This window comes from Candidatus Arcticimaribacter forsetii (assembly GCF_910589745.1).
Lineage (GTDB): Bacteria > Bacteroidota > Bacteroidia > Flavobacteriales > Flavobacteriaceae > Arcticimaribacter > Arcticimaribacter forsetii.
This window is the reverse complement of sequence record NZ_OU342399.1, coordinates 1,072,543-1,098,458: the sequence shown is the minus strand read 5'-3', so window position 1 is coordinate 1,098,458 and position 25,916 is coordinate 1,072,543. Positions and strand designations below refer to the sequence as shown.

Annotated in this window: 15 protein-coding genes; 7 read left to right on the top strand and 8 right to left on the bottom strand. The window is 32.6% G+C overall.

Features of this window, described 5'->3' with window-relative positions; genetic code table 11:
- Positions 1 to 74 precede the first annotated feature (74 nt).
- Complete coding sequence (gene uvrA / locus NG655_RS05045) at positions 75 to 2,858, top strand: excinuclease ABC subunit UvrA (protein WP_252158249.1); 2,784 nt, start codon at positions 75 to 77, stop codon at positions 2,856 to 2,858.
- Between the two features lie 134 nt (positions 2,859 to 2,992).
- Here the strand turns inward: uvrA and NG655_RS05040 are convergent, their stop codons facing one another.
- From NG655_RS05040 to NG655_RS05030, 3 genes are read right to left on the bottom strand one after another with little or no spacing between them, the layout of a single operon-like run.
- Positions 2,993 to 4,459 carry a lipopolysaccharide biosynthesis protein gene (locus tag NG655_RS05040; protein ID WP_252158248.1) on the bottom strand — a complete coding sequence of 489 codons (1,467 nt, stop codon included), beginning with the start codon at positions 4,457 to 4,459 and terminating at the stop codon, positions 2,993 to 2,995.
- A 3-nt stretch (positions 4,460 to 4,462) separates the two neighbouring features.
- Complete coding sequence (locus tag NG655_RS05035) at positions 4,463 to 6,889, bottom strand: YfhO family protein (RefSeq protein ID WP_252158247.1); 2,427 nt, start codon at positions 6,887 to 6,889, stop codon at positions 4,463 to 4,465.
- On the bottom strand, positions 6,873 to 7,043 hold the full coding sequence (locus tag NG655_RS05030) for a hypothetical protein (protein ID WP_252158246.1): 171 nt from the start codon (positions 7,041 to 7,043) through the stop codon (positions 6,873 to 6,875). Before NG655_RS05030 ends, NG655_RS05035 begins: the two co-directional genes overlap by 17 nt.
- A 182-nt stretch (positions 7,044 to 7,225) precedes the next feature.
- Here NG655_RS05030 and NG655_RS05025 point away from each other — a divergent pair, with 182 nt between their 5' ends.
- Both NG655_RS05025 and NG655_RS05020 read left to right on the top strand, forming a co-directional pair.
- Positions 7,226 to 8,284, top strand: a complete 1,059-nt coding sequence (locus tag NG655_RS05025) for a transporter (RefSeq protein ID WP_252158245.1) — start codon at positions 7,226 to 7,228, stop codon at positions 8,282 to 8,284.
- Between the two features lie 4 nt (positions 8,285 to 8,288).
- Entirely contained in the window at positions 8,289 to 9,419 is a 1,131-nt protein-coding gene (locus NG655_RS05020; RefSeq protein WP_252158244.1) for a GNAT family N-acetyltransferase, read from the top strand.
- Here NG655_RS05020 and NG655_RS05015 read toward each other — a convergent pair.
- The gene (locus NG655_RS05015; RefSeq protein WP_252158243.1) at positions 9,409 to 9,747 is read right to left on the bottom strand and encodes a DUF4870 domain-containing protein; all 339 of its coding nucleotides are present in this window, start codon (positions 9,745 to 9,747) and stop codon (positions 9,409 to 9,411) included. The two genes, NG655_RS05020 and NG655_RS05015, sit on opposite strands and share 11 nt — an antisense overlap.
- A gap of 86 nt (positions 9,748 to 9,833) precedes the next feature.
- Between NG655_RS05015 and mnmE the strand changes: the two genes are divergently transcribed.
- Both mnmE and NG655_RS05005 read left to right on the top strand, forming a co-directional pair.
- Positions 9,834 to 11,216, top strand: a complete 1,383-nt coding sequence (mnmE, locus tag NG655_RS05010) for a tRNA uridine-5-carboxymethylaminomethyl(34) synthesis GTPase MnmE (protein ID WP_252158242.1) — start codon at positions 9,834 to 9,836, stop codon at positions 11,214 to 11,216.
- Between the two features lie 128 nt (positions 11,217 to 11,344).
- Positions 11,345 to 11,512: a hypothetical protein gene (locus NG655_RS05005; protein ID WP_252158241.1), complete on the top strand. Its 168-nt coding sequence runs from the start codon at positions 11,345 to 11,347 to the stop codon at positions 11,510 to 11,512.
- Between the two features lie 188 nt (positions 11,513 to 11,700).
- Here NG655_RS05005 and NG655_RS05000 read toward each other — a convergent pair whose 3' ends face one another.
- Both NG655_RS05000 and NG655_RS04995 read right to left on the bottom strand, forming a co-directional pair.
- The gene (locus tag NG655_RS05000; protein WP_252158240.1) at positions 11,701 to 12,699 is read right to left on the bottom strand and encodes a restriction endonuclease; all 999 of its coding nucleotides are present in this window, start codon (positions 12,697 to 12,699) and stop codon (positions 11,701 to 11,703) included.
- Positions 12,700 to 16,860 carry an SNF2-related protein gene (locus NG655_RS04995; RefSeq protein ID WP_252158239.1) on the bottom strand — a complete coding sequence of 1,387 codons (4,161 nt, stop codon included), beginning with the start codon at positions 16,858 to 16,860 and terminating at the stop codon, positions 12,700 to 12,702.
- Between the two features lie 535 nt (positions 16,861 to 17,395).
- Here NG655_RS04995 and NG655_RS04990 point away from each other — a divergent pair.
- Positions 17,396 to 17,797 carry a hypothetical protein gene (locus NG655_RS04990; RefSeq protein ID WP_252158238.1) on the top strand — a complete coding sequence of 134 codons (402 nt, stop codon included), beginning with the start codon at positions 17,396 to 17,398 and terminating at the stop codon, positions 17,795 to 17,797.
- Between the two features lie 60 nt (positions 17,798 to 17,857).
- A complete protein-coding gene (locus NG655_RS04985) occupies positions 17,858 to 18,253 on the top strand; it encodes a hypothetical protein (RefSeq protein ID WP_252158237.1) in 396 nt (131 codons plus the stop codon).
- A gap of 132 nt (positions 18,254 to 18,385) precedes the next feature.
- On the opposite strand, the gene NG655_RS04980 is transcribed toward NG655_RS04985, so the two are convergent.
- Together NG655_RS04980 and NG655_RS04975 are read right to left on the bottom strand one after the other, a co-directional pair.
- Entirely contained in the window at positions 18,386 to 19,084 is a 699-nt protein-coding gene (locus tag NG655_RS04980) for a hypothetical protein (protein WP_252158017.1), read from the bottom strand.
- Positions 19,085 to 19,089: 5 nt separating this feature from the next.
- Complete coding sequence (locus NG655_RS04975) at positions 19,090 to 25,767, bottom strand: T9SS type A sorting domain-containing protein (protein WP_252158236.1); 6,678 nt, start codon at positions 25,765 to 25,767, stop codon at positions 19,090 to 19,092.
- Positions 25,768 to 25,916: the final 149 nt, after the last annotated feature.

The window sequence follows — 25,916 nt, the reverse complement described above, 5'->3', positions numbered from 1 at the left end:
ATTACTCATAACATAAGTAATTCCTGAGTGAAAAATTGAGAGATAAGTTGTATCTTTCAATCTTCATTTTTAGTATGCAAGACCTTAGAAAACTAGATCCAAAAGATCATATAATTATATTAGGAGCTCAGTTACACAACCTGAAAAATGTTGATGTTGCTCTAGAAAGAAATAAACTTACTGTAATAACGGGACTCTCGGGTTCTGGAAAGTCATCGCTCGCATTTGACACGCTATATGCAGAAGGACAACGCCGTTATGTAGAAAGTTTATCTTCTTATGCGCGTCAATTTATGGGAAGACTAAACAAACCTAAAGTTGATCAAATTATTGGAATATCCCCAGCGATTGCTGTTGAGCAAAAAGTAAATTCCTCCAACCCAAGATCTACTGTTGGAACCAAAACAGAAATTTATGATTACCTAAAACTTCTTTATGCTCGAATCGGTGTTACCTACTCTCCTATTTCGAATACTATTGTAAAAAAAGATACCACTACCGATGTAGTTGATTATGTTTTTAGTCTTGAAGAAAACAAAAAATTACTTCTATTAACTACCGTAGCAAATACAAAAAAAAGAAGTCAAAAAGAAGTTGTTAAAATTCTGATTCAACAAGGATTTGCAAGAATTTATTCCGACGGAAAAATGCTCAGACTGGATGATGTAGCAGAGAATCCACCTGAAGAATTTGAGCTTGTTATTGATCGTATTATTTTAAAAAAAGATGACGATTTTAAAAATAGACTATCAGACGCTATAGAAATTGCCTTTTTTGAAGGAAATGGTTGCTGTTCTATTGTTTCAATTGAGGGTGAAGAACGTAAAAGTTTTTCTAATAATTTTGAGGCTGATGGGATACAATTTACAACTCCTAACGTACACTTATTCAGCTTCAATAATCCTTTCGGAGCTTGTTCCGTTTGTGAGGGTTATGGAGATATAATTGGAGTTGATCCAGAGCTAGTGATTCCGAACACGGGACTTTCTGTTTTTGAAGAAGCAATTGCGCCCTGGAAAGGACCCTCCATGAAAAAATATTATGACGATCTAATTAACAACGCATATCGTTTTGATTTTCCAATACACAAACCTTATTTTCAATTAGACGAAAAGCACAAAGACTTGCTATGGAAAGGGAATTCATATTTCACAGGACTGAATGATTTCTTTAGTAAAATTGAAGCTAAAAACTATAAAATTCAAAATCGTGTACTTCTTTCTCGTTACCGAGGAAAAACAAAATGTACTGGTTGTGAGGGAGCACGATTAAAAACTGAAGCGTCCTATGTAAAAATCAATGGTAAAAGCTTATTGGATCTTGTAAATGAACCTTTAGATGACTTATTGGAATTTTTTAATTCCATAAAATTAAGCAAACAACAGCAAGAAGTTGCCGATCGTTTATTGATAGAAATAAAAAGCAGATTAAACTTCATAAAAGATGTAGGATTAGGGTATTTAACCTTAAATAGAAAATCAAATTCGCTTTCTGGAGGGGAATCTCAAAGAATTAATCTTGCTACTTCTCTGGGAAGTAGTTTAGTTGGATCCATGTACATATTAGACGAACCTAGCATTGGACTACATTCAATAGATAACGAACGTTTAATAAACATACTTAAGAAACTTCGCGACCTTGGAAATACTGTTCTTGTAGTTGAACATGATGAGGAAATAATGCAAGCATCAGACTGCATAATTGATATGGGACCAGAAGCAGGAACATTGGGTGGACAAGTAGTTGCTCAAGGAACAATGAAAGAGATTTTAAAATCTAACTCCCTAACTAGCCAGTATCTTACTGGAAAACTGGAAATTGAAGTTCCAAAAGTAAGAAGAAAAAGTAATGAGAAGTTAGTTGTGGTTGGGGCTCGAGAAAATAATCTTCAAAACATTACCGCTACTTTTCCATTAAATTCAATGACGGTAGTCACCGGAGTTTCAGGAAGTGGGAAAAGTACATTAGTAAAGAAAATTCTTTACCCAGCTCTTCAAAGAGAACTTGGAGTGTTTGTAGAAAAACCAGGTCAGTTTAACGGCTTAGAAGGTAATTATGAATCCATTAAACATGTAGAATTTATTGATCAAAATCCAATTGGTCGATCCTCTAGATCAAATCCTGTAACCTACATAAAAGCATACGACGATATTCGTTCTTTATTTGCAAGTCTTTCGCTCTCTAAAATGAGAAACTATCAGGCTAAACACTTTTCATTCAATGTTGATGGAGGTCGATGTGAGGCTTGTAAAGGAGAAGGAACAGTCACCATAGAAATGCAGTTTATGGCCGATGTAGTTCTACAATGTGAAGCTTGTAAAGGGAAACGATTTAAAAAAGAAGTGCTAGAGGTTCAGTTTGAAGGGAAATCGATTGATAATATATTAGAATTAACAGTAGACGATGCGATTTCGTTTTTTGAAGAAAACAAACAGCATAAACTAGTTAAAAAACTTGCCCCACTTCAAAAAGTAGGGCTTGGATATGTTTCATTAGGCCAATCCTCTGCTACTCTCTCAGGAGGAGAAGCCCAAAGAATTAAATTAGCTTCCTTTATAGGCAAAGGAGATCACAGAGATAAAATACTTTTCATTTTTGATGAACCAACTACAGGCTTACATTTTCATGATATTAAAAAATTACTAACCTCCTTTGAAGCACTCTTAGAAAAAGGGCATTCTCTGATTGTTGTCGAACACAACATTGATTTAATTAAATGTGCAGATCATATCGTAGATCTTGGTCCTGAAGGTGGTAAAAAAGGAGGTCTGCTTTTAGCGGAAGGAACTCCAGAAGAAATTATCAAAATAAAAGAATCTTTCACAGGAAGTTATTTACGAAAAAAAATAAAAGACTAATAAACAGTGTTTTACAAACTTGTGTTTAGTTTGGCACATTAATTGTTGATATGTTAATATCTAATTCCACATCATAATTAGTTAATGGTTTAATGATTTTGTTTTGATAGCCTGTAGCTACAACCTGCAGGCTATTATTTTTTTATAAACCGATTTATAAAGGCATTTACCTCTTCCGAAAATTTGAGAAAATAGCTAATCGCTAGATACAAAATAGTTATTAATGAAGATTTTGCAACTATTGAAAACAAAGGTTCTATTGGTAAAATTAAATTTTCAAAAATGAAATATAAAGTGGCAATTAAGATCAATACCCAAAATGACTTTTGAGTAAAAGGCTGTATTTTTAATTTGTAGTAAACTAAAAAGACTTTTAGAAGGTTAAAAATAATTACAACTACAAGTGTAGCCATTGCTGCACCAATAAAACCATAGGTAGTAATGAATTTTATATTTAAAACAACAGCAAGGGAAGCTGCTCCCAAAGAGAATAATAGTAAATAACGGTAATACTCAGAATTGGTTATGATATTATTTAAACATCCCAAAGAAGCTGAAAATAATTTTGTAATAGAAATTAATAGAATAATCGGAAGACCAGCAGCATAGCCATTTTCTTTATTCAAAAATTGGATCAATCTATAAATATCATCCAAATTGGTCGTAATCAAAACAAATAACAAACCGGAAACAAAAAATAAATTAAGAGAGCTTTTCTTCAAAAGCTGTTCTAAACGGTTTTTATTATCTGAATTGATTGCTTCTGCTACCAAAGGACTAACAATTTGAACCATTGCCCTGGAAGGAGCGTCAATAACTGCTGCAATAAAAATAGCAACGGTATAGAATGAAACATATTCTGGTTTAAGAATTTGTTCAATCATGGATTTATCTAAATCCAAAATAATACTCGCTGAGAAACCCGTTAAAAAAATATAGCTACAATATCGAAGTACAACCTTTGTATTAGTTGGTAATTCCCAATTAATAGTAGGGCTATACACCCACAATGCGTAGGAAACAATCAACAATAAACGGAGGTAATACCCAACAATCAAAGCGATTACAAAACCATCAAAACCAAACCACCCTAAGAAATAAAAACTAAGTAAAACGATAATCATTATACGCTGATAAACCTCTTTTAAGAAATTACCTAATACCGTCTTTTTTTGGATTCTAAGCCAGCTATAAAAAACCTCAAAATATGCTGTTGCAATGGCGACACTAAAAATTAAATATAAAAAACTACGAGCAGGAGAATCTTCTTTAAAGAAATAATTTGAAATAAATTCAAATTGGTATACTGAGACAATTAGGGGTAAAATGACTAATAAAGGTAACAAAACAGAAAAGACGAGCAGGTTGTCTTGCTCTTTTTTTGTTTTACAGGCAGAATAGAACTTAATAATAGAAAACTGAATACCGTATGAGAAAATAGGCTGGATAATATTCGAGTTTGCCAACATAGCAACTAGGAGTCCATGAAACTCAGGACCCATAATTCTAGGATAAAACACAATTGTATTGAGTCCACCTAAAGCGAAAGCAAATAAGATACTCAGAACATTATAAAAAGATTGACGTGCAATGATCCCCATAAACTAAAAGGTACTGTTTTTGAATTGATTTCTAAATCCAAAACCTATTAAAATTACAAACACTACTAAACTAACACATTGAATTAAACCTCCTGTATGAACTACTGGAGGGTCAAAAGTAAACTCTATTGTATGTTTTCCTTTTTTAATATTCATTCCTCTAAGAATATAATTAACTGAGAAATGAGGTTGTAAAACTCCATCTACTTTTGCAAACCACCCCTTAGGGTAATACATCTCAGAGAACACAACAAATGAATCTTCAGAGGAGTTACTTTCATACTTTAAGTATCCAGGACTATTTTTAACCAAATTTATAGAAGCAAGAGAATCTTTTATGTAAGAAGATGAACGTGATTTTAATTCATTTGACTCACTAACTGCTGTTGATGAAAAATCAATAGTAGCAAGACTTTGATAAGTTTCGTCAGGAGTATTAGTTTTCTTAAGATTTTCAATAAACCACGCATTCCCTAGGTTTTCAGGATTGATTAATGGTTTCAACTCCCCCTCTTCACTTTCGTAGAGGACGTACTTAACATTGAGAATATTTAAAATTTCTTCTCGCTGAAGGGTTTCAAACATTTCAAATACTTCTTCATAACGACGCGGCTTTGCGCCATGATAACCTCCAATAGCATTATGAAAATATGAAGTTCTTGCTCCTGCTAAACGCATTCCAGATTCATAAACCCTATAGCGGGAAGTATCTTGAAGAATTACCTGATCTGAACTCGTAAGAGGAAATACAACATTAGAACGAGATTTAGAGGTGAATAAATCTCGATTTAAATAACGGTTAGAAACGCCACCAAGGTCTACAAGAAGTAAAAAACCAATAATAATTAATGCAAAGGATGATTTTAACTTTTTTAGTGAATATAAAGCTAGAAGAACTCCTGTTAAAGAAACGAAAATTAAAACACGAATTAGATCTTCGTTATAAATAGCTTTTCTAGCTTTATATACTTCGCGCATAAGATCAGGACCTATTGCTTGTGAATAATATGCATCCGAAACTCCTTCAAAAGACAACATTCCTTTAATCAAAAACAAGAAAGTTACCAGTCCGAAAAAGCTGATCATGGTATTTTTTAAAACTCGAAGTTGAATGTTTTTTTGAGCTTCAAAAAACTCATACAATCCAAAAGTTGCAAGGGCTGGAAAAGCTAGTTCCAAAATAACTTGAATAGAAGAAACAGCTCTAAACTTACTATACAATGGTATGTAATCTATAAAAAACTGAGTTAAGAAAGGTATGTTTTTCCCCCAGGAGAGTGAAAGTGAAAGTATGATTCCATAAAACAACCATCTTTTATTTGTAGACCAACCCAAAAACAAACCTAATAAAGCAAAGAAAACAACTACAACACCAACATATGCAGGAGCTTCTAAAATTGGCTGGTCACCCCAGTAAGTGGGTACGTTTTCGGAAAAACCTTTTGCTTGTTGACGAGTGGCTCCTAATTGTATTAAAGATTTATAAATTTCGGATGAAGTTCCTAAATTCTCAGTTGACCCACCTCCTTGAATTCTAGGTGCAATTAAGTTTAGACTTTCAAAAATACCGTAACTAAACTGAGTAATATAATCATAAGAAAGACCCGATCGAAGTTCAATAGGCTCACCAGTGGCAGATTGGGTTAACTCACTTTTCCCGCGCGTACTGAACTTTGTGTATTCTGAAGTCGCTAATAGAGAAGTTGCATTTAAACCCAAAGCTAAAATTCCAGCTAAAGCTAAAACTCCAACTTTTTTATATAAATCGGGTAGTTCATTTTCTTTATAATGCTTCCATAACTGAACAAAACCAAATACAAATAAAAACAGCAAAAGGTAATATGTCATTTGGTAATGATTTGCTCTTATTTGTAATGCAATAGCAAAAGTACTGAATGCAAATCCCCAAAAATATTTTTTCCTAAAAACCCATTGAACCCCAGCTAAGACAAAAGGCAAATAACCTAAGGCTTGAGCTTTGGTATTGTGACCCACTTGAATAATTATTAATAAATAAGTAGAGAGTCCATAAGCTAAAGCTCCAAAAACTGCGTACTTCATTGGAACTCGCATAGAGAGTAAAAACAAATAACAACCCAATAAATATAGAAACACTAAAAATGTTGGGTGCGGTAATAACTGAAAAATCTTATGGATTGGAGTTAAAAAATCAAAGGGATATTTTGCTCCAAGTTGATAGGTAGGCATACCACCAAATGCATTGTCTATCCAAAATAACTCCGCTCCGTTTTCGCGTGCTTCTTGTAATTGCCTGGACATGCCTTTGTACTGTTGAATGTCCGATTGTAACATTTTTTTACCTTGTAAAACAGGGTAAAAAAGGGCCAGTGAAACAAGTACAAATCCAATTATAACAGCTAGATGAGGAAAGATTTGTTTAGGCTCAATTAACTCATTCAATTTCTTCATAGTCAATATACTCTCCGATTTTACTTGAAGAAGTTTTTGTTTTATTGGATTTAGTAGATTTGTTATTTTGCTGTTGTTGCTGTTGTTGCTGTTGTTGCTGCTGTTTAGCCTGCTGTTCAACTTTGTTGTAGAGTCTATTCAGAACATATTTCAATATCCAGGGAGCTAGCTTCCTTAGGAGGTAAATTAATCCGAAAAATATCAACAAGAACTCTATCAAAAGAAAAATTTAATCAATCAAATTTAACTAATTAAGGCGATTTATTTACAATCTTGTCAACTAAAATAAATAGTTTAATTCTCTAAAAGCACTTATATTGCTATAAAAAATTAAACATGCGTATTGGAATTCTTATAGTACTTCTATTTTTCGGAGGTCATCTTATTCAAGCTCAATATACTGATCAGATTAATTCCAATCGCCCAGGTGAGTCCATCGGAGCCTTTTCGGTTGGTACCCGAGTAATACAGTTTGAGGCTGGTACCGAATACAGATCCTATAAACATGTTGGATATAATAATTCTAAAATGGATGGAAGTCTTGGTTTCTTTTCATTAAGATGGGGTTTTCTTAAGGAGGAGTTGGAGTTAACCTATGAGGGCACCTATTTAATGGGAGAATTGAACAGCAGAATTGTGGCTCCAAACCCAACCTACAAACAACAGGGCTTTTTAAGAAATTTTATTGGGGTTAAATATCTAGTTTATGATCCTTTCAAAAAACAACAAGAAACCAATGTATATAGCTGGGATGCTAATAATAAATTTAAAATCAGAGACTTAATTCCTGCAGTTTCATTAACACTAGGTGCAAATTTCAATATCGATGGTGATGAAAATCCTTATCCCTATGGAGATGTTTTTGACCTCATTCATAGACCTATTTTCTTTCAAAATATTTTTGGGAGGGGAATAAAAGAACCTTCTGTTAGTTATAGAGGTACGGTTGCTACTCAATCTCATTTTCTAGGAACTTGGGTTTTTGTTACTAACTTTTCATACAATAGAATAGTAACAGATTATCCCGAAATTTCTTACATATTAACACTGACCCATACATTCAATCCTGTATGGTCTGTTTATATTGAAAATCAAGGCTTCTCAAGTGATGTATATACGGATCAGATTTTTAGAACAGGGGCTGCTTACCTATTAACAGATGATATTCAAATTGAAGGCACCATTGGTGTCAATACAAAAGATACTCCTTCCCTATTCTCAATAAACGCCGGTATATCCTATCGATTAGATTTTCATAGAGATAAAGAAAAAGCAATTAAGGATTCTAAAGATGTTGAAAAAGCATTAAAAAAAGAGCGTAAAGCACTCGAAAAACAAGCAAAGAAAGCAGGGAAATCTCAAAGAAAAGCTAGACGTAGAGCACGCAAAAATTAAGGCTATGATTGAAATTAGAAAAGCAAAATCCAGAGATGACTTTTTAGAATTTGTCACCTTTCCTTTTAAACTATACAGTGGAAATAAATACTGGGTTCCTCCCATCACGAAGGAAGAGCTTGAAGTAATCGATGAGAAAAAAAACCCTGTTTTTAAAAATGCTGATGCCTCTTTTTTTCTAGCATATAAAAACAATAAACTTGTGGGAAGAGTTGCTGCGATGGTAAATTGGATTGAAGTTAAGCAACTAAAAAAAAAGAAAGTCCGTTTTGGATGGTTTGATTTTATTGATGATATAGAAATTAGTAAAGCACTATTACAAAAGGTTAATGAATTTGGTAAAAAACATAATCTTGAATTTATAGAGGGGCCTGTTGGATTTTCTAATCTTGATAAAGCGGGTCTCCTTGTGTATGGTTTTGATGAAATGAATACCATGATTACACAATATAACCATCCTTATTATGCTAAACACCTAGAAACTCTTGGCTATGAGAAATTAGCTCAATGGGTAGAATATGAAATGAAAATTGTTCCTTTTGAAGACGCTCCTGAAAAAGTAAAAAGATTTTCGAAAATTATTTCAGAACGTTACAACCTTAAACTAGTAAACTTCAAAAAAACAAGTGCTATAATTCCATACGTAGATGAAATGTTTGAATTACTTGCAGAAACATATAATAAGCTACAAACCTTTGTTCCAGTTCAACCCTATCAAATAAAGCACTACAAAGAAAAGTATTTTAAGTACATTCATCCCGAATTTATAAAATGTGTTATTGATAAGGACAACAAATTAATTGCATTTGCTATCATCATGCCTTCTTTTACAAAAGCTTTAAAAAAGGCGAACGGTTCTTATTTTCCTTTTGGTTTTTTACATGTATTGAGAGCACAATATTTTAACAATAGAGCTTCTTTTTATCTAATAGGGGTTCATCCAGAATATCAAAATAAAGGAGTTACTGCCATGTTATTCAATGACATCCAAAAGACTTTTAATAAAAGAGGAATTACCGTAGTTGAAACCAATCCTGAATTAGAAGAAAATAAAGCCATTCAACAATTATGGAAAAACTATGAAAATAGACTTCACAAAAAAAGAGCTACGTTTACTAAAAATATTAGTCAATAAATTTATAGACTAACGGATAGTTTGGGAATGTCCCATTTCCAGCTCTGATTGCGTTTAGAACAGGAAAAACGATTGATATGATAGATAGTATTATAATTCCGACAATACCTAGGCCAAAAAACAGAATTAAAGGGATACAGCATAATGCCAATATAAACACTGAAATCTGAAAATTCATTACTGCTTTTCCATGCGCATCCATTTCAAACACTAATTTTTTATTGGTCTGCCAAATTACAAGAGGTACTATAATCCCTAAAAAACCACTAAATACATTTAATAACTGGCTTAAATGTAAAAAAACAAGGAGCTGTTGATTTTCTTTCATAATAGCAAAATACAACAAGTTGAAATATCTCCCCAATTAAATATATAGATTTCGTTTAAAAGCGTATTAATGTTTAATTTTACAACATGATAAGTGAAGGAACAATAATGGCATTATCGACCGCTACAGGAGCTGGAGCGATAGCATTAATTCGATTGTCGGGGACCAATGCAATTGATATCACAGAAACTGTATTCAAAGCACGTTCTGGGAAACTGTTGAAAGACCAAAAAAGTCACAGCATCCATTTGGGTGATATTATTAATAACAAAAGTGTTATTGACGAAGTACTCGTTAGTATTTTTAAAAACCCTCACTCCTACACCGGTGAAGATGTAATAGAAATTTCATGTCACGGAAGTCCCTTCATACAACAGGAAATAATGAAATTGCTGATTGAACAAGGAGCAGAAACAGCAAAACCCGGAGAATTCACACTACGAGCGTTTTTAAATGGTAAAATGGACTTGTCACAAGCTGAAGCAGTTGCAGATTTGATTTCATCAGAAAATGAAGCAAGTCATCAATTGGCAATGCAACAAATGCGTGGTGGTTTTAGTTCTGAAATTAAAAACTTAAGACAAGAACTTTTAAATTTTGCTTCGCTTATTGAATTAGAACTTGACTTTGCAGAAGAGGATGTTGCATTTGCAGACCGCAAACAACTAGAAAATCTACTTCTAAAAATTCAAGTAGTTCTTAAAAACTTGCTCGATTCTTTTGCATTAGGAAATGTAATCAAAAAAGGAGTACCAATTGCCATTGTAGGAGCACCCAACGTAGGGAAATCAACCTTACTTAATTGTCTTTTAAACGAAGATAAAGCTATAATCAGTGATATTGCAGGAACAACAAGAGACAGCATTGAAGATGAAATTACTCTGGATGGAATTTGTTTTAGATTTATTGATACTGCAGGAATCAGAGAAACTGAGGATACAATAGAGAAAATTGGTATTCAAAAAACATTTGATAAAATAGATCTTGCCGCCTATGTTTTACACCTCGTAGATCCTACAGATTTTAAAGAAAATCAAGTAGAATTAGTTAAAGAATTAGAAGCATTTAAAAGTAAATATCCAAACAAAAAACTAATACTTGTATTCAACAAAGAAGATCAAAATCTATCAACAGATATTCCGGATGAAATAGTAAACTATCCAACAGTTTCGATCAGTGCAAAAATGAATTCAAATATTGATCAATTAATTAATTTATTAACTAAGCATTTCAAAATTAATCCTACTCAAGATCAGAGTATCGTAACCAATTCAAGACACTACGGTTCCCTTTATGCAGCCCAAAAAGAAGTAACTGCCATACAAAACGGGTTGACCAACGGATTAAGTGGGGATCTTTTGGCAATCGATCTGCGCCAAGCTTTGTTTCATTTAGGTGAAATTACTGGAGAGGTTACAAACGATGAGTTATTAGGCAATATATTTGCTAATTTCTGTATTGGAAAGTAACATACTATTCTTTTAGTTTCTTATGCCTGAAAACACTTGTTAATTAGGCAAAAGGATTTAAAACAGGAGGACGAGAGTTAGGCACTCCGAATAAGACAACAAGTGAATTAAGGAGAGTATTAAAGCATATGGTAGATGATGAACTTCAAAATCTTCAAGATAACATTAATGAACTTGAGCCTAAAGAAAGAATAGAATTACTTATTAAACTACTCCCCTATGTAATGCCAAAAGTACAAACAGTTAGCGCTAGAGATGGAGAACCTATTGGACTAGATTGGATAAATGAATTTTAACTTTTCCCTAAAATCTGCATTTAGAATAATTAAAAATCTGGGTGGTGGTGATTAAGTAAGAGATAATCTAAAAAATGAGATTAGAAACTCTATCAAAAATACAAAGGATAATCTATCTATTCACGATGATTTTAGTATCGTTGAAGAAGTCTATAAAAGATAAAAGTAGAAACTCGATTTCCACTTTTTTATATAGGCAGTAAGGATTTCTTAAATTGGAGTTTATCTAATAATTCATCATTATCATCACTTTGAATGACATCAATGATTTCTTCGTATTGTTGTATGAATAGTTCGATAAACTTTGTTCCATCAATTAACTGAATTCCTTTATATCCTTCTTTAGTTGAACTAATAATTGCTTTCTTCTGAAACTTGGAAAGAGTTATGAAACAACCTTGATAATCTTGTTTCAAAGCACCTCTGAAACTTCTTATCTCTTTTTCACCAATTGAACTATTATCATATCTCTTTACTTGAACTTGAAGATTTACTGAAGCTATACCATTAACATCTAAAATACCTTCAAAATCAATTCCACCATCACCAACTTTACCAATTTCTTGTGTTGGTTCAAAACCTAGTGTTCTTAACAGATAGGAAACTAATTGTTCAAATTCAGTTGCACCTAATTCTAAAAACTTCAATCTTATAAGTTCATAAGCTGATTTTGAATCAAATTTGATTTCCTTTTTTGTTTTTGTTTTAGGAAAATCGAAACCAAGTACTTCAAAGATTTCATCTTTTTGTTTTACTTCAAAACAAGTTAAAGAGGAACGAAGTGTATTTTGTAAAGGATTTGAAAATGAATGTCTATTAAATTCATTTTTTAACCACTCAACTTTTTTTCTCCAAGGATATGGGGAAGAATTATCTTCTTCAAAATATAAATCTCCAACTACTTTCCCTATTATCAATTCATTGGTGTTGTGTGGAGAGATTATTATATCACCAATATTAATATCGTTAATAAATCGAAAAATTTGACCCACATTTTGATTTACTCTCATATTAGCATCTGTAGGGTATTTTTCTCTATATTTTTCTTTTAGGAAATCTTTATCTGTTAAATCCCAATTATTTTCAATAGGATTAATTTCCTCAAACCAACCTATTCCAATATAACTGTGTTTTTTAAATACATCAGTGTATCTCCCATAATCTGCTCGTAATACAAAAACTCTCATTTACTTTAGTTTTAAACATTGAATATACAAAAACCTACTTGAGGTATACGAATCAACTACTTTTAACCCAATTGATTCTAATTCTGAAATTAATCTTTCAGAATTATTTGCCCATTTCTTTTGAGGTTCAACAATAAACATATTACCATAAGGTTTTAGGATTCTATATCCTTCTTTTAGGTATTCCTTGTAATTAGAACCCATTAGAGACAAACAAAAAACACTAACATCTACTTTATTGTTCTCTAATGGAATATCTGATATATCACATTCAATAACTGATTCATCTATTCCAACATAATCAAATGGATAAACTTTGTTTGTTATTTCTTTAGATAAGAGATTTTCACCACATCCTAAATCTGCAACAATCCAATCTTCTCTATCCTTAATTTTTTTTGAAATCTCTATGTACGGTGTTTCAATCCAACCTTTCCTTTTTTCTCTGTATAGAGTATGATAATAATTCCATTCAGATTTATCTTTTTTTAATCTTTCTTTAATTGTTTTAGAATTGGATACACTCCATTTTTTATTTAGTTCAGAAAAATCTCCTAACTCCTTTCTTTTATATTCTATTTGTTTTGGATTAAGAGGAATTTTAATTTCTTCTCTATCTATTGTTAAAATATCGTTTTCTGAAATTCGGTTAATCCATTCTTCTAATTCTTTCTGTGCTTGTTTAACTAAAGTGGATTTTGGAGGAGAAAGTTCTTTAGGTATGATTCCATCCATTGATAAATCTGCAAGAGTAGATTTAAACTTAATTATATTATACCTTCTCTTATCCCAACTCCATTCCTTATCTCCACGAGAAACTACAACTTGAGGTATGTAAACATTAACATTATCAAAATTTGAACCTTGTCTATTTACCCTTCCGAGAAGTTGTTCGTATTCAGAACTTGTCCAAGGTAATATTAATGGAATTAGAGTATTACATACATATTGAATCCCATCTACACCAGTACCAATTGGAGCAGAACCAATTAAAATATCTATCTCTTTGTTTTTAAACCTTCTTAAACCTTCTTTATCATCACCTATATAGAAACCATAGGTATATCCAAGTTCACCAACGAATTCTCCAATTACGTTCACCAAATCCGTTACATAATGAGAATATATCAGAGTTCCTTTTTTAAGGTATTGTTTTATAGATTCAAGTTTAGTGTTAATCAAAACTTTTTCGAAACCTATTGGAGAACCCTTTGGTATCTTTTTTAATTCATCAATTAAATCATCACCATTAACTTGAATTAGATTCTCATTTACTGATATTCCATATTTAGGTTTATATCTAATTCCAAACCTTGTTAAAGATTTATACATTTCAACACCATTACTGATACTACTTTTTGTTTCTAATTCTTCATGAACTTCACCACTAATTAGTTCAATTAATTTTTTAGGTTCTACAAGGTTATTAATTACAGGAGTTGCACTCATTACCATTAAATAAAGGTTCGGATTTTCGTTTTTAGAATGAATAATTAATTTATTAATTACATTCCTTCTTGAAGATTCATCCTTCTCCTTTCTTTGTTTGACATTTTGAACCTCATCTAAAATGATGTAATCAATACTATTTTTTTTCAGTAATTCTGAAATAATAAACTCACCATCTTCTAATTGAAATGTTTCATAGTTTAAAACGATATAATTAAACCTATCTCCTTTAAGGTTAATATCGTATTTGTGAACGATATTGTATTTATTTGGCCTTACATCATTATTATTAAGTTGTGTTTTGGTGTATACTTGAGAGTTGTCAAAATATTCATGGATTGAGTTAACCCAACCACTTATAGTTGAATTATTACAAATTATGATTGTGTTTTTAAGATTAAGATATCTCCCACAAAAAATTGATGATAGAGTTTTCCCTGCTCCAGTTCCACTCCAATTACCATACAATTTTTCTTGTTTCATTCTATATGTAACAAGTTTCTGCATCAAATTCGGAGGGTATTTGAAAACATAATCTTTAGGAGGTGTTATTTTTGAAACCTCTTTGTACTCATTAATAAATTTATTCTTTATTAGTTTAAAGTTTTTACCACCATCCTCTTTTAAAACTTCATCAACAGATATTTCATTATTAAGAACACTATTCCAAAGTTTTTTGAGTTGATTTTTTAATAGAAAATCAATGTTCTCATCATCAAGTGAAGAAGTAATAAGTTTATTGTCATAAAATTTTAATTCCTCAAGTGGTTTAAAATCTTTTAATTCTTCTACCTCCTCAATACTGTCATAAAAAGTATCATCTCCCTCTGTTAATTCTTCTTCAAAAACATTTTCTACTAACTCTTCTTCAACTAATTCTTCTTCATCTGAATTTCCAACTAAATCACTAATATGTTTTTGAATTTTTGAAACTATATTTTCCCTTTGAACTGTATTTGATTTGGAGGAAACTAAATCTTCTAAAAATCCTAAATCTTTAATTTTCTTTGCTAAATTATTGGAGTTGATTATTGTAATTAACTCTATTGAATCAAGTTTAATAAGTTCATCCTTAATGTTATTAATAAAATCAAGAATATATTTTCTTGTCCAATCGTGAGAACCATCTCCAATATAACCTAACCAATCCCCCATACTTATAAATTCTTTGTAAGTCATATGGGGTGCTTTAGGAATCATTTTATCATACTTATCAGATTGAGTATATTTTTTCCATTCAGTACTACTTTTTAAACTTAATTGATGAGTGATTTCTCTACCTTCTTTAAATGAATAAAACTCTTTATCACGATTAGAAACATTTCCAGTACCTAACCAATCCCCCATACTGAAACCAAATTCTTTATAAATTCTATTCGGATATGTCGGTATTCCTTTGGGTAATTTATTTTTTGAAGTATAATCATCCCATTCATCTGTACTCTTTAATTCTAAACCATGTACAAACTTTTTTGCTTCCTCATAACTTTTCCACTCATACCCTTCCCACCCATCTTTTGTTCCAATCCAATCAGGAAATGATTTCCATTTTTCCTTATAAACGAATTGAGGATTTGATGGAATGTTATGGGGTTTTCGATTTTTCACATAATCATTAAACCATTCGTTTTGAGTTTGAAGGTTTTCTTTCCTTACAACTTCACGTGCGACTTCAAAATCAAGATATTTACCATCCCACCCTTTTTTAGTGCCTAACCAATCATTCATTCCTTTCCATCCTTTATCTTTATACATTTTGGATGGATTGGTAGTAATATTCCAAGGTCTATTTTCTGTTTTTAAATATTTTCTCCATTCACTTTCATTTTTCAAATTTAAATTCCACACAAATTCTCTCGCATCTTCAAAATCTAAATACCCATTAGTTAAATTGGATGACAAACATTTTTTCCCTTTTAAAAGTTCTTTGGGGATAATTGAATGTTTTGTATCAAACTTCTTATCAATAATTATAACCTTGGAGTTTGTATTTGTATAATCTACTAATGAGTAATCATAATCTTTGAATAAGAACCCTTTACTCTCTAACTCCACAAGAAATGATTTTGTATTTCTTTTAGTATTTCCACTACAATCCATACAATCACTTCCTTTTAAATGATTACCAACATTCACTTCAATTTTACCATGAATAGGGCACTTTATAAAAACTTTATCATTTTGATTTTTAAACTGTTCAGTAATTGAATAATCAAACTTGTTTTTATGAACAATCTTTGATTTTTTGATAAACTCTCCAAGTGACATTCTTTTTCTAGCTCCTTGATTTTTTCGTTTTTCTTTTCTGCATCCAGAACATTTAGTAATTCCCTTTAAATGGGCGTTTGGTTTTTGAAGAAATTTTTCGTCATGTTTTTTACAATAAATCTCCATCTCATCTCCAAGAGATTTAGAAAAATTTTTATCATATTTAAATTGATGTTTGAATTTAACAGGGGCTTCTTTTAAGAAAATAATTATTCCGTTTATCCTGTTTTTTTTTTTTGATTCTTCATAACCACAAAGTTGGCAGCCTTTATGACTATATAATTGTCTAGCGTTTTTTTTAGTCACTTCAACTTTATGAATCTTACACCAAACCTCAAAGGGCTCTCTGGAACCTTTATAAACTCCTTTGGAATAATCTAAATCATCATTCCAAAATCCTTTATCCTTAATTTTCTGAAGAAATTTTTCTGTCTTACTACTCATTATTTTCTGGTAAATACAAACACTAATATAATTGTTATATTGAGATTGAAGGGATTGGGATGGACTTTATCTACAATCAAAAGTATACAATGTAAAACATGGATTTAAAAAACTATGGTTTTCTTTAAGGTATTGTAGAATATAACTAGAGGCATCTTTCCCTTATTTTCTTTTATTTGCACTGAAGGTTTACGAAAACATGTACGAAAAATAGCTAAGGCTATATAGGCATTGTGTTTGTCACATTCTGTATTGGAAAGTAAATAAATAGGCTCCTTTAATCGTCATTTAGAACCATATCATATAAAAATTTAAAGTTCCTTCTCTGATACAATACAGGTAGTTAATATTTAAAACCTACTTATGTATTTGGAGTAAATCTGGATGGGATGTTTTAAATGTTATAAACTGTACAGGTGTATTTAATAATACTGATGCTTGGACAGCTGCCAAACCAAACTTCACTAATTGTACTTCATAGGAAGTTTTAAAGCCTTGAAATACTTTTTGTATTTTAGACACTAATTGTATTAAAATGAATAATTTAATTACAAAAGGATTTAAACTTGCTGGAATTTTAAACATTAGTGGAGTTCTTATATTTTCAAGATTTTTCACAAACCGAGCTATTTATGATACAGATCCAAATGCAATGTCAAAATTTGGTCTGCTCATGATTATTGTCTGGGGATTAGCTTTTATAGCTTCCTCAAAAAAATACAAAGATTTAAAATGGCTCGTTGGAGTATTCGCAATTGAAAAATTAGTTTACTCTATATACTGGACCTTTTGGATTTTAAAAAATGATTTAATTCCCATTTATGAACAAGATTTAATGGCTGGTTTTTTTTATACAATATATGGGTTAAATGATTGGCTCTTCTTTTTGTTTTTTACCTATGTCTTTTTTAAACCTATAATTAAAACTAAAAGCTGATCGTATACTTCTTTTAGTTTACGTGAGATTAAAAACAATTCTTATTTAAATCTATTTTTTATGAAAAAACACATTGTTATCTTGGTTTGTTTAATCCTTTTATCCTGTGGAAATAATGATTCTTCCAATGAAACTCTTGAAGTTTCTGATCCAATAATTGGTGTATGGCAAGAAGTTTTAGATGATAGTAACCAATACGATGATATTGTTTGGACCTTTGATTCTTTAGGTACACTTTCTATAAATTTTGACGGGACTATTATAGAGAATGGATCATGGAGTGCAATCAGTGGGTCTCCTAACTCCTACTCGCTTCGTTTTCAGCAATACCCTGATGCAGCGGAACGCTTGTTTTTTGTAGACTTAAACTTTTCTAACAATAAAAATTCAGTTGTAATAATGGGTGATTCTTCTACTTTTCATTGGACAGGAAACAGATCGTTGGTAAAGAATTAACTCAACAAATGTTCTTCCCAATCGAATGAGTTTTATGGATTGTTTTCTCAAAAAACTCAACGGTCACTTATACAATCAAAAGCTCAGAGCCATTTTAAAAACAGAATTGTAAATTAATACAACTCAGATTGATTAATTCGTTCTAAAAGAGTACACCCCAGAATTACTTTTATTTCCGTTTGTGTCTACCGCAATAATTTTCCAACTATAAGCAGAATTACTGTCAACCGCAATACTTGTACTGGTATTTGCATTCACTGCATCTACTTGTTTTAGAAAAGTACTGGCGTCTGTGGTGTCTAAATAAATTTCATAATAATCCAAATCACCATCTACATCCGATCCGTTCCAGTTTAGAGTAATATTCCCCTCTACTGGCGTCACCGAAGTTCCAGATCTTGGCGCTAATATTTCCGATGGAAAAGGAGCATAATTGGTTACACCCGACCCTGCTAAATAAAACCTCCAAGTTGATGAATTCGCGTTTTGACTTCCCTCTTCTCCAATTGCTGTTATATTCCAAGAATATGGAGTTGCTTTCAATAAGGTAACACTCAGTGAAGTCCCTGTAGTTTCTAGAGTTTCTCTTTGGTTGTTGTTTAAGTTGGTTACACTCAAACGATAGGTTTCTACATTTGCAGCAGAACTCCATCGGAACTCCAAACTACTCTGTGAGTCATTAAGTGAAGTCCCTTCTTGACAAGTTTCTTCGTTTAAAGGAAAACTCAAAGAGGGTGTTCCAGGTTCTAAAGGTGGTGGCGGAGAACTGGAACAACTCCACAATAAAATTGTAATACTAAACAGTGTGCTTAGGGTTTGTATAGTTTTCATATGAATTATTCTTTAATAACAATTTGAGATTGATTAACAGAAGCATTATTAACCTTTACAATATAACTTCCGCTTATTAAACTAGAGGTGTTTATATAAACTGTTCTTTCGGTAGCAGTTAATGCATATTGTGCTACCATAACCGTTCTTCCATCACTAGAATAAAGCTCGATATTGGCTTCTAATTCTGTTCCACCAACATATACTGCTAAGGTGTCATTAAATGGATTAGGAGCTGTTACAACGGCATCTGAACTAAAGTATGACTGCTCGAAGATACCCTGACAAGCAATTCCAGTAGTTATAGAAACAGTATTGACTCCTTTATACAGACATAGGGTGTATTCGCTCTCAGTGGTTTGCTCTGTGATTCCGTTATGTGTAATCGAGTAACTTTCTCCTCCACTAAGTTTATAACTTACCGTATTGTCGCTTTTATTTGAAGAAGCATAAACCGATAATGGCTGTGGCTCGTTTATAGTTACATCAAAACAACGTTCAAATTCACTTGCATCTACTCCGTCTACTGTAACACAAATAGAATATGATCCTTGTGATAAGTTATCTAAACTCCAATTACTACTGTTTAAAGTTTGGGTTTGATTAACTGCTCCACTGATATCAATTTGATACGTTAGAGAGGTGTCTTCTACAGACAAGCTAATGCTGTTAGTGTCCTGACATTTCTCTGTTTTGGAAAGAGAGAAATTGCTCGGAGGCAGATAGAAAATAACACAACCGTTATTATTAACTAAAGAACCGTAAGGAGTATCGGCACATCGGTCGAACGGATTCCAAACCCCATCGTGATCGGCATCATCCGAAACATCCCCAACACCATCACCATCGCTATCTTCTTGATTTGGATTATAAACAAGAGGACTGTTATCCAAGATGTCTACAACACCATCACCATCGGTGTCAGCTTGAGGTGTAGCGGCTATAGTTTGTAATTGAATTGCAGTAGCGTTTCCTTCGGGCATTACAAGATTGGTTTGTGTTACCGAAATTGGTTTTGCAGATTCACCATCGTTTGTATTGATATTTACAACCTCTACTTCATAGATGTTATCGCGGTTATGATCCTGAGGATTTTCGTAATCAGGAGGAACAATAAAGTCTAAGTAATCATCAGATTCTCCTTCTCCATTTTTCTGAATAGATGGAGAACGAATTGTAAATAATCCAGCATCTGCTCCACCGGTAATTTTCTTTTTAATTTTCCATTTACCAACTCCTTTAGTCCCTTTGGGGTTTAAATATCTTTTATAATCTACTTTAGAGCTCGTACTCTCGTCAGAAAGATCAAAAACGGCAACTTCAAAATTCGAGATTGTATTGGTATTGGGAATATCAAGAACAATCAGAGTCATATCCTGAAGGGTTGATAAATTTAAATTATTTGTTGCTTTAATTTGGAATACATGCTTTGGCTTTTCTTCATAATCTGTAGTTCCCACTATGAATAAAGAGTCGTTTTGAATTTCAAAAATTGAAGAATCTTCACTCTCTATAAGTTGTAAACTAATATTAGAAACATTAGATGCATCGGTAGAATTCGGATCTTCTACAATAATTTTACCAAGATATTCTCTAATCTCTGCAACATCCTCGTCTCGACTATTCTCTGTTTTTTCAAAAACTTGAGAATAAATTACTGGAGGTAAAAATGCACATCCTTTATTATCTACTGGTGCACCAGAGGCAGTGTTTGGACATTTATCTACACTGTTCACGACCCCATCATTATCATCATCACCATCTTCCTCTTCGACAGAACATCCGTATTGATCTACTTTAGTACCAAGAGGGGTTGCTCTACAACGATCTAATCCATTAGCTACTCCATCGCGATCATCATCTTGTTGTGCATCAGAACATCCATTTTCATTTACGACTTCAAATGGTTTAGTGTTTGGACATTGATCATCTGAATTACGAACACCATCGAAATCAGAATCAATTGAAATCTGAGCGACAGAACATCCATTTGAATTAACTTCAGAATAGGGCGCTGTATTAGAACAATAATCTTTACTGTTTTCAACACCATCAAGATCGCTATCATTTTCTTTTTGACTTAATGAACATCCGTATTGATCAACCGCTACTCCAGACTCTGTGTTTGGACATAAATCAAGATCATCCGTTACTTTATCAAAATCACTATCAATTTCATTTAAGGGACAACCAAATTCATTAACCGCTAAGCCAATACCCGTATCTGGACATAAATCATCAACATTCAATACACCATCAAGATCGCTATCTGATGAAGTCTGCTCATTGATTTCTGTATCGGTACATCCAAATTCATTTACAATGGTTCCAGCTATAGTATCTGGGCAACGATCCAAAGAATTAATTACTCCATCCTGGTCATCATCTCCATTTTCTTGAGATTTTTTCTCTTCTTTCTCACTACATCCCTGATTATTTACAGCAATTCCAATTGGAGATTCTGGACATTGATCAAATACATTTAAAACACCATCTAAATCGGAGTCCAATTGAATTATTGAACAACCGAACTCATTAACCTCAGAATTTTCTGGTGTATCTGGGCATGCATCAAAATCATCAACAACTCCGTCTAAATCTCTATCAGAATCTACTAAAGCACAACCAAACCCATCAACCTGTTGTCCAAACGGAGTACCTGGACATAAATCAAATTCATTAAGGATTCCATCATTATCTGAATCAAACTCACTTACATAACCACATTCAATAGAATAAAAGGCTGAGTTATTTATTTTCCATCCGCTAGGAATATCACTTATTTGAGTTTCAGAAACACTAATACACGATATTTCAGTATTGATTACTTCTAATTTATCTAAACTGCTTAAGGTTGAAATGTCTAAACTCTGTAATGGAGTATTATTTACTTTTAAATTAACTAAGCCCGTATTGTTAGAAAAATCAATTGTATAGATCGAGTTATTTCCAATATTTAAATCACTGAGATTTTGATTTTCTGATAAATCGATATAATGAAGTAAGTTGTTGTTTACTGATAGTTTTCTCAGGTTTGTATTATTATTGGTGTATAAATTTGAAATTAAGTTATTATCAACAATTAAAACCTCTAGTGATGAATTGTTATAGGTATCAACATAAAATAAATTATTTCCAACTGCAATGAGTTCAACCAGGTTAGAAAAAGATTCTAAACCAGTTAAATCATATATTTTACTTCCATCCGAACGTTGAGAAGAACTTACGTCTAAAGAAGTAACAGACTCAATTGCTTCTGTATTGACATAATTATCCAATGCATCATCTAATCCTAAATTAATTAATGTTTGCTCAAAAGCATCATCCGGAATAAATGTTTTACCAACTTGAGAATCACTCAAAGGACAACCAAATTCATTTACAAAAACTCCAATTGAGGTATCAGGACAAGCATCAAATTCATCCGGAACACCATCAGAGTCAGAATCACTGAAAGTACCCTGCAGAGGAGATTGATTCTCACTACATCCGTATGAATTAACTTCAAGACCTTCTTCTGTTTCAGGACAAGCGTCAAATACATCTGGAATTCCATCATTATCTGCGTCAGAAATAGATCCATCTTCAAATGTTTGATCTTCAGCACATCCAAAAGAATTAACTATTTCGCCTTTTGCTGTTTCAGGACAAGCGTCGAAAAAGTCAGGTATACCATCTTGGTCACTGTCTTCTAATTCATTTTGACTAGCTGTTTCGTTTACGCTACACCCAAAGAAATCAACAGTAGCACCTTCTTCTGAGTTTGGACAAGCATCTGCAATATTAGGAACACCATCATTATCATTATCATCGAAATCGCTTTCTCCTGGGTTTTGATTCTGAGCACAACCAAAATAGTCTACACTTGCTCCTTCTTTAGTATCGGGACAAACGTCAAAATCATCCGGTACTCCATCCGAATCCGTATCAGTGAAATTTTCTTGATCTGGGGATTGATTAATACCACATCCAAATGCATCTACACTAACTCCTGGTTCTGTATCAGGACATACATCTAAATAATTTGGAATTCCATCTTCATCTTCATCTTCAACTACCTGATTATTTAATTGATCTTCACTACAGCCAAATTCGTTAATAGAAACCCCATCCGGTGTATTTGGACATGCGTCAAAAATATCAGAAATTCCATCATTATCAGAATCTGAAATGTTATTGTTATAGGATTGATCTCTACTACAACCAAAAACATCTACCGCTACACCTTCATTGGTTTCAGGGCAAGCATCGAAGAAATCGGGAACCCCATCTCCGTCAGCATCGTCTATTGAACCTTCATTTCCAAGGTCATTACAATCTGATACTAAAACTAGAGTAAAGTTAGTTTCATTTACAAAATTCGAGGAGGTATCTAAAATTCTGATTAAAACATCATAAGTCCCAACTGGCCTATTTTCACCAGAAACAACAGTTAACACAGAATTATTATCTGAATCGGTGCTTAATGTTGTAACCCAATCTAAAGGCAAGCCTGAAACTTCAGCGGTAATAATTGAACTGGTGCAACTGGAGGAAACTATAATTTGTTCATTGAATGGTTCAGAGGAACATAACTCAGCAACTTCTCCATTAGATGGAATATTTGAAATTTGAATTTCACAACCATTTTCAGTTGTATATGTATAATCTCCTGTTTCATTATCATTAACTTCACATCCGAAAACATCTACCAGTGCACCGTTTTCTGTATTAGGGCACTGATCAAAGAAATCAGGAACTCCGTCTTGATCACTATCTGCAATAGAAACAGAATCAATAATCATTATTTCTCCATAAACAACTGCTTCTGTAGAAGAACTATTAACGGATATTGAAAAAGAATAACTTCCTGGTTCTGCATCAAGTTGACCAGTAACTATAATAACATTCCCGTCGGAAGACCATACTAAACCATTAGGTAGACCAGAAACAATAATAGATTCTCCAATAGAATCATCTTCACAATTTGAATCAAATTGATACACTAAATCTTCAATAGTTTCGCCTGCTCCAAGAGCTTGGAATTGAAAACCTGCAGTTTGATATAGGTCTATGTAACAGCTCTGTGTACTGGTTCCTGTACTTGAATTCTCGGTAACGTAAATTAAACCCTGAGAAAAAGATTGTGAGAAACTGTTAGCCAACGATATAGAATAAACATATTCACCCGGCTGGTCGTCTACTTGGCCTGAAATAGTTAGGGTATCTCCCTCTGTTGACCAAACAATTCCATTAGGTAAACCTGAAACTTCAGTTACCAAATCTTCACAGTCCGTATCAATTTGAAAAACAACATCCTCTATAAGTGATCCAGTTTCTACAAACTGAGACTGAGAACCACTTGATGTATATAAATTTATACTACAACCTGTCTGAGTAGTTGTACTAGTGGTTGAAGTTGTTGTAACGCTAGATTCATTTACAAAAATCAATCCCTCAACAAAGGATTGTGTTGTATCATTACCTACTATAACGGTGTAGAAATATTGTCCAGGCTGAGTATCGGCAACACCTGAGACAGTAATATTATTCCCTTCACCAACCCAAGACACTCCATTTGGCAATCCAGTAACGGCAATGGTCACATCTTCACAGTCTGTATCAAATTGATAGATTACGTCTTCAAGTGTTACTCCCTCATCTACTGCTTGAGACTGAGGACCACTTGATGCATATAAATCTACACTACAGCCTGTCTGAGTAGTTGTAGTGGTTGAAGAAGCAACAACCTGAATCAAACCTGTTACGGAGGATATTTCAGTATTAGTTCTAACAAAAACAATATATTCATAAGGGCCAGGGTCTGAATTTACAGGTCCATTGATATCACTGGTTACAACCAGGTCTGTACCACTTCGATACCAAGAAACTCCACTGGGTAAATTTATTACATCAAAGTCAAACTCGCTCTCAGCACAATCAGTAACATACGTAAACACAACATTTTCAACTGCTGATCCATTTGAAACTTCTTGAGATAAAGGACCACTTGATGCATATAAATCTACACTACAGCCTGTCTGAGTAGTTGTAGTGGTTGAAGAAGCAACAACCTGAATCAAACCTGTTACGGAGGATATTTCAGTATTAGTTCTAACAAAAACAATATATTCATAAGGGCCAGGGTCTGAATTTACAGGTCCATTGATATCACTGGTTACAACCAGGTCTGTACCACTTCGATACCAAGAAACTCCACTGGGTAAATTTATTACATCAAAGTCAAACTCGCTCTCAGCACAATCAGTAACATACGTAAACACAACATTTTCAACTGCTGATCCATTTGAAACTTCTTGAGATAAAGGACCACTTGTATAAGAAACAGCAACATTACAACTAATTGCACATCCATTTTCATCTACTTCCACACCTGATTCAGTAGAAGGACATTGATCTACATTGTTAAAGACTCCGTCACCATCATCATCTTTCTGAGATTCACTGCATCCAGAAGCATCTACAGTTTCACCAGCTGGTGTTCCTGCACAGGAATCATCTTCATCTTCTACTCCATCTCCATCCTCATCAGCAAATGCAGTAACATTGAAATGAGAATTTATTATTGGATCTACTGTTGAAGCTTTTAAAACAAATGAATTAAAAACTAAAAAAAACAAAATGGATTTTAATGAAAATCTAATTAATAAAAGAGAAATTTTATTGAATGTTGACGTTTTCATGAAACGAGTATTAAATTAATTAGTACAAAAATACTTTTTAAATAATATAATAAATAATTAATTAAAAAAAATTACTGACAAAATATGAACTTAAAACACGTGAACACTAGGAAATTAAAAGTATAAAATTTAACTCTACTCTAATATTT

What these genes read in the sequence shown, in the direction of transcription:
- NG655_RS04995 (WP_252158239.1), bottom strand. Translation starts at nt 16,860, where the DNA reads ATGAGTAGTAAGACAGAAAAATTTCTTCAGAAAATTAAGGATAAAGGA.
- NG655_RS05000 (WP_252158240.1), bottom strand. Translation starts at nt 12,699, where the DNA reads ATGAGAGTTTTTGTATTACGAGCAGATTATGGGAGATACACTGATGTA.
- NG655_RS04985 (WP_252158237.1), top strand. Translation starts at nt 17,858, where the DNA reads ATGAAAAAACACATTGTTATCTTGGTTTGTTTAATCCTTTTATCCTGT.
- mnmE (WP_252158242.1), top strand. Translation starts at nt 9,834, where the DNA reads ATGATAAGTGAAGGAACAATAATGGCATTATCGACCGCTACAGGAGCT.
- NG655_RS05015 (WP_252158243.1), bottom strand. Translation starts at nt 9,747, where the DNA reads ATGAAAGAAAATCAACAGCTCCTTGTTTTTTTACATTTAAGCCAGTTA.
- NG655_RS05005 (WP_252158241.1), top strand. Translation starts at nt 11,345, where the DNA reads ATGGTAGATGATGAACTTCAAAATCTTCAAGATAACATTAATGAACTT.
- NG655_RS05040 (WP_252158248.1), bottom strand. Translation starts at nt 4,459, where the DNA reads ATGGGGATCATTGCACGTCAATCTTTTTATAATGTTCTGAGTATCTTA.
- NG655_RS05020 (WP_252158244.1), top strand. Translation starts at nt 8,289, where the DNA reads ATGATTGAAATTAGAAAAGCAAAATCCAGAGATGACTTTTTAGAATTT.
- NG655_RS04975 (WP_252158236.1), bottom strand. Translation starts at nt 25,767, where the DNA reads ATGAAAACGTCAACATTCAATAAAATTTCTCTTTTATTAATTAGATTT.
- NG655_RS04990 (WP_252158238.1), top strand. Translation starts at nt 17,396, where the DNA reads ATGAATAATTTAATTACAAAAGGATTTAAACTTGCTGGAATTTTAAAC.
- NG655_RS05025 (WP_252158245.1), top strand. Translation starts at nt 7,226, where the DNA reads ATGCGTATTGGAATTCTTATAGTACTTCTATTTTTCGGAGGTCATCTT.
- uvrA (WP_252158249.1), top strand. Translation starts at nt 75, where the DNA reads ATGCAAGACCTTAGAAAACTAGATCCAAAAGATCATATAATTATATTA.
- NG655_RS04980 (WP_252158017.1), bottom strand. Translation starts at nt 19,084, where the DNA reads ATGAAAACTATACAAACCCTAAGCACACTGTTTAGTATTACAATTTTA.
- NG655_RS05035 (WP_252158247.1), bottom strand. Translation starts at nt 6,889, where the DNA reads ATGAAGAAATTGAATGAGTTAATTGAGCCTAAACAAATCTTTCCTCAT.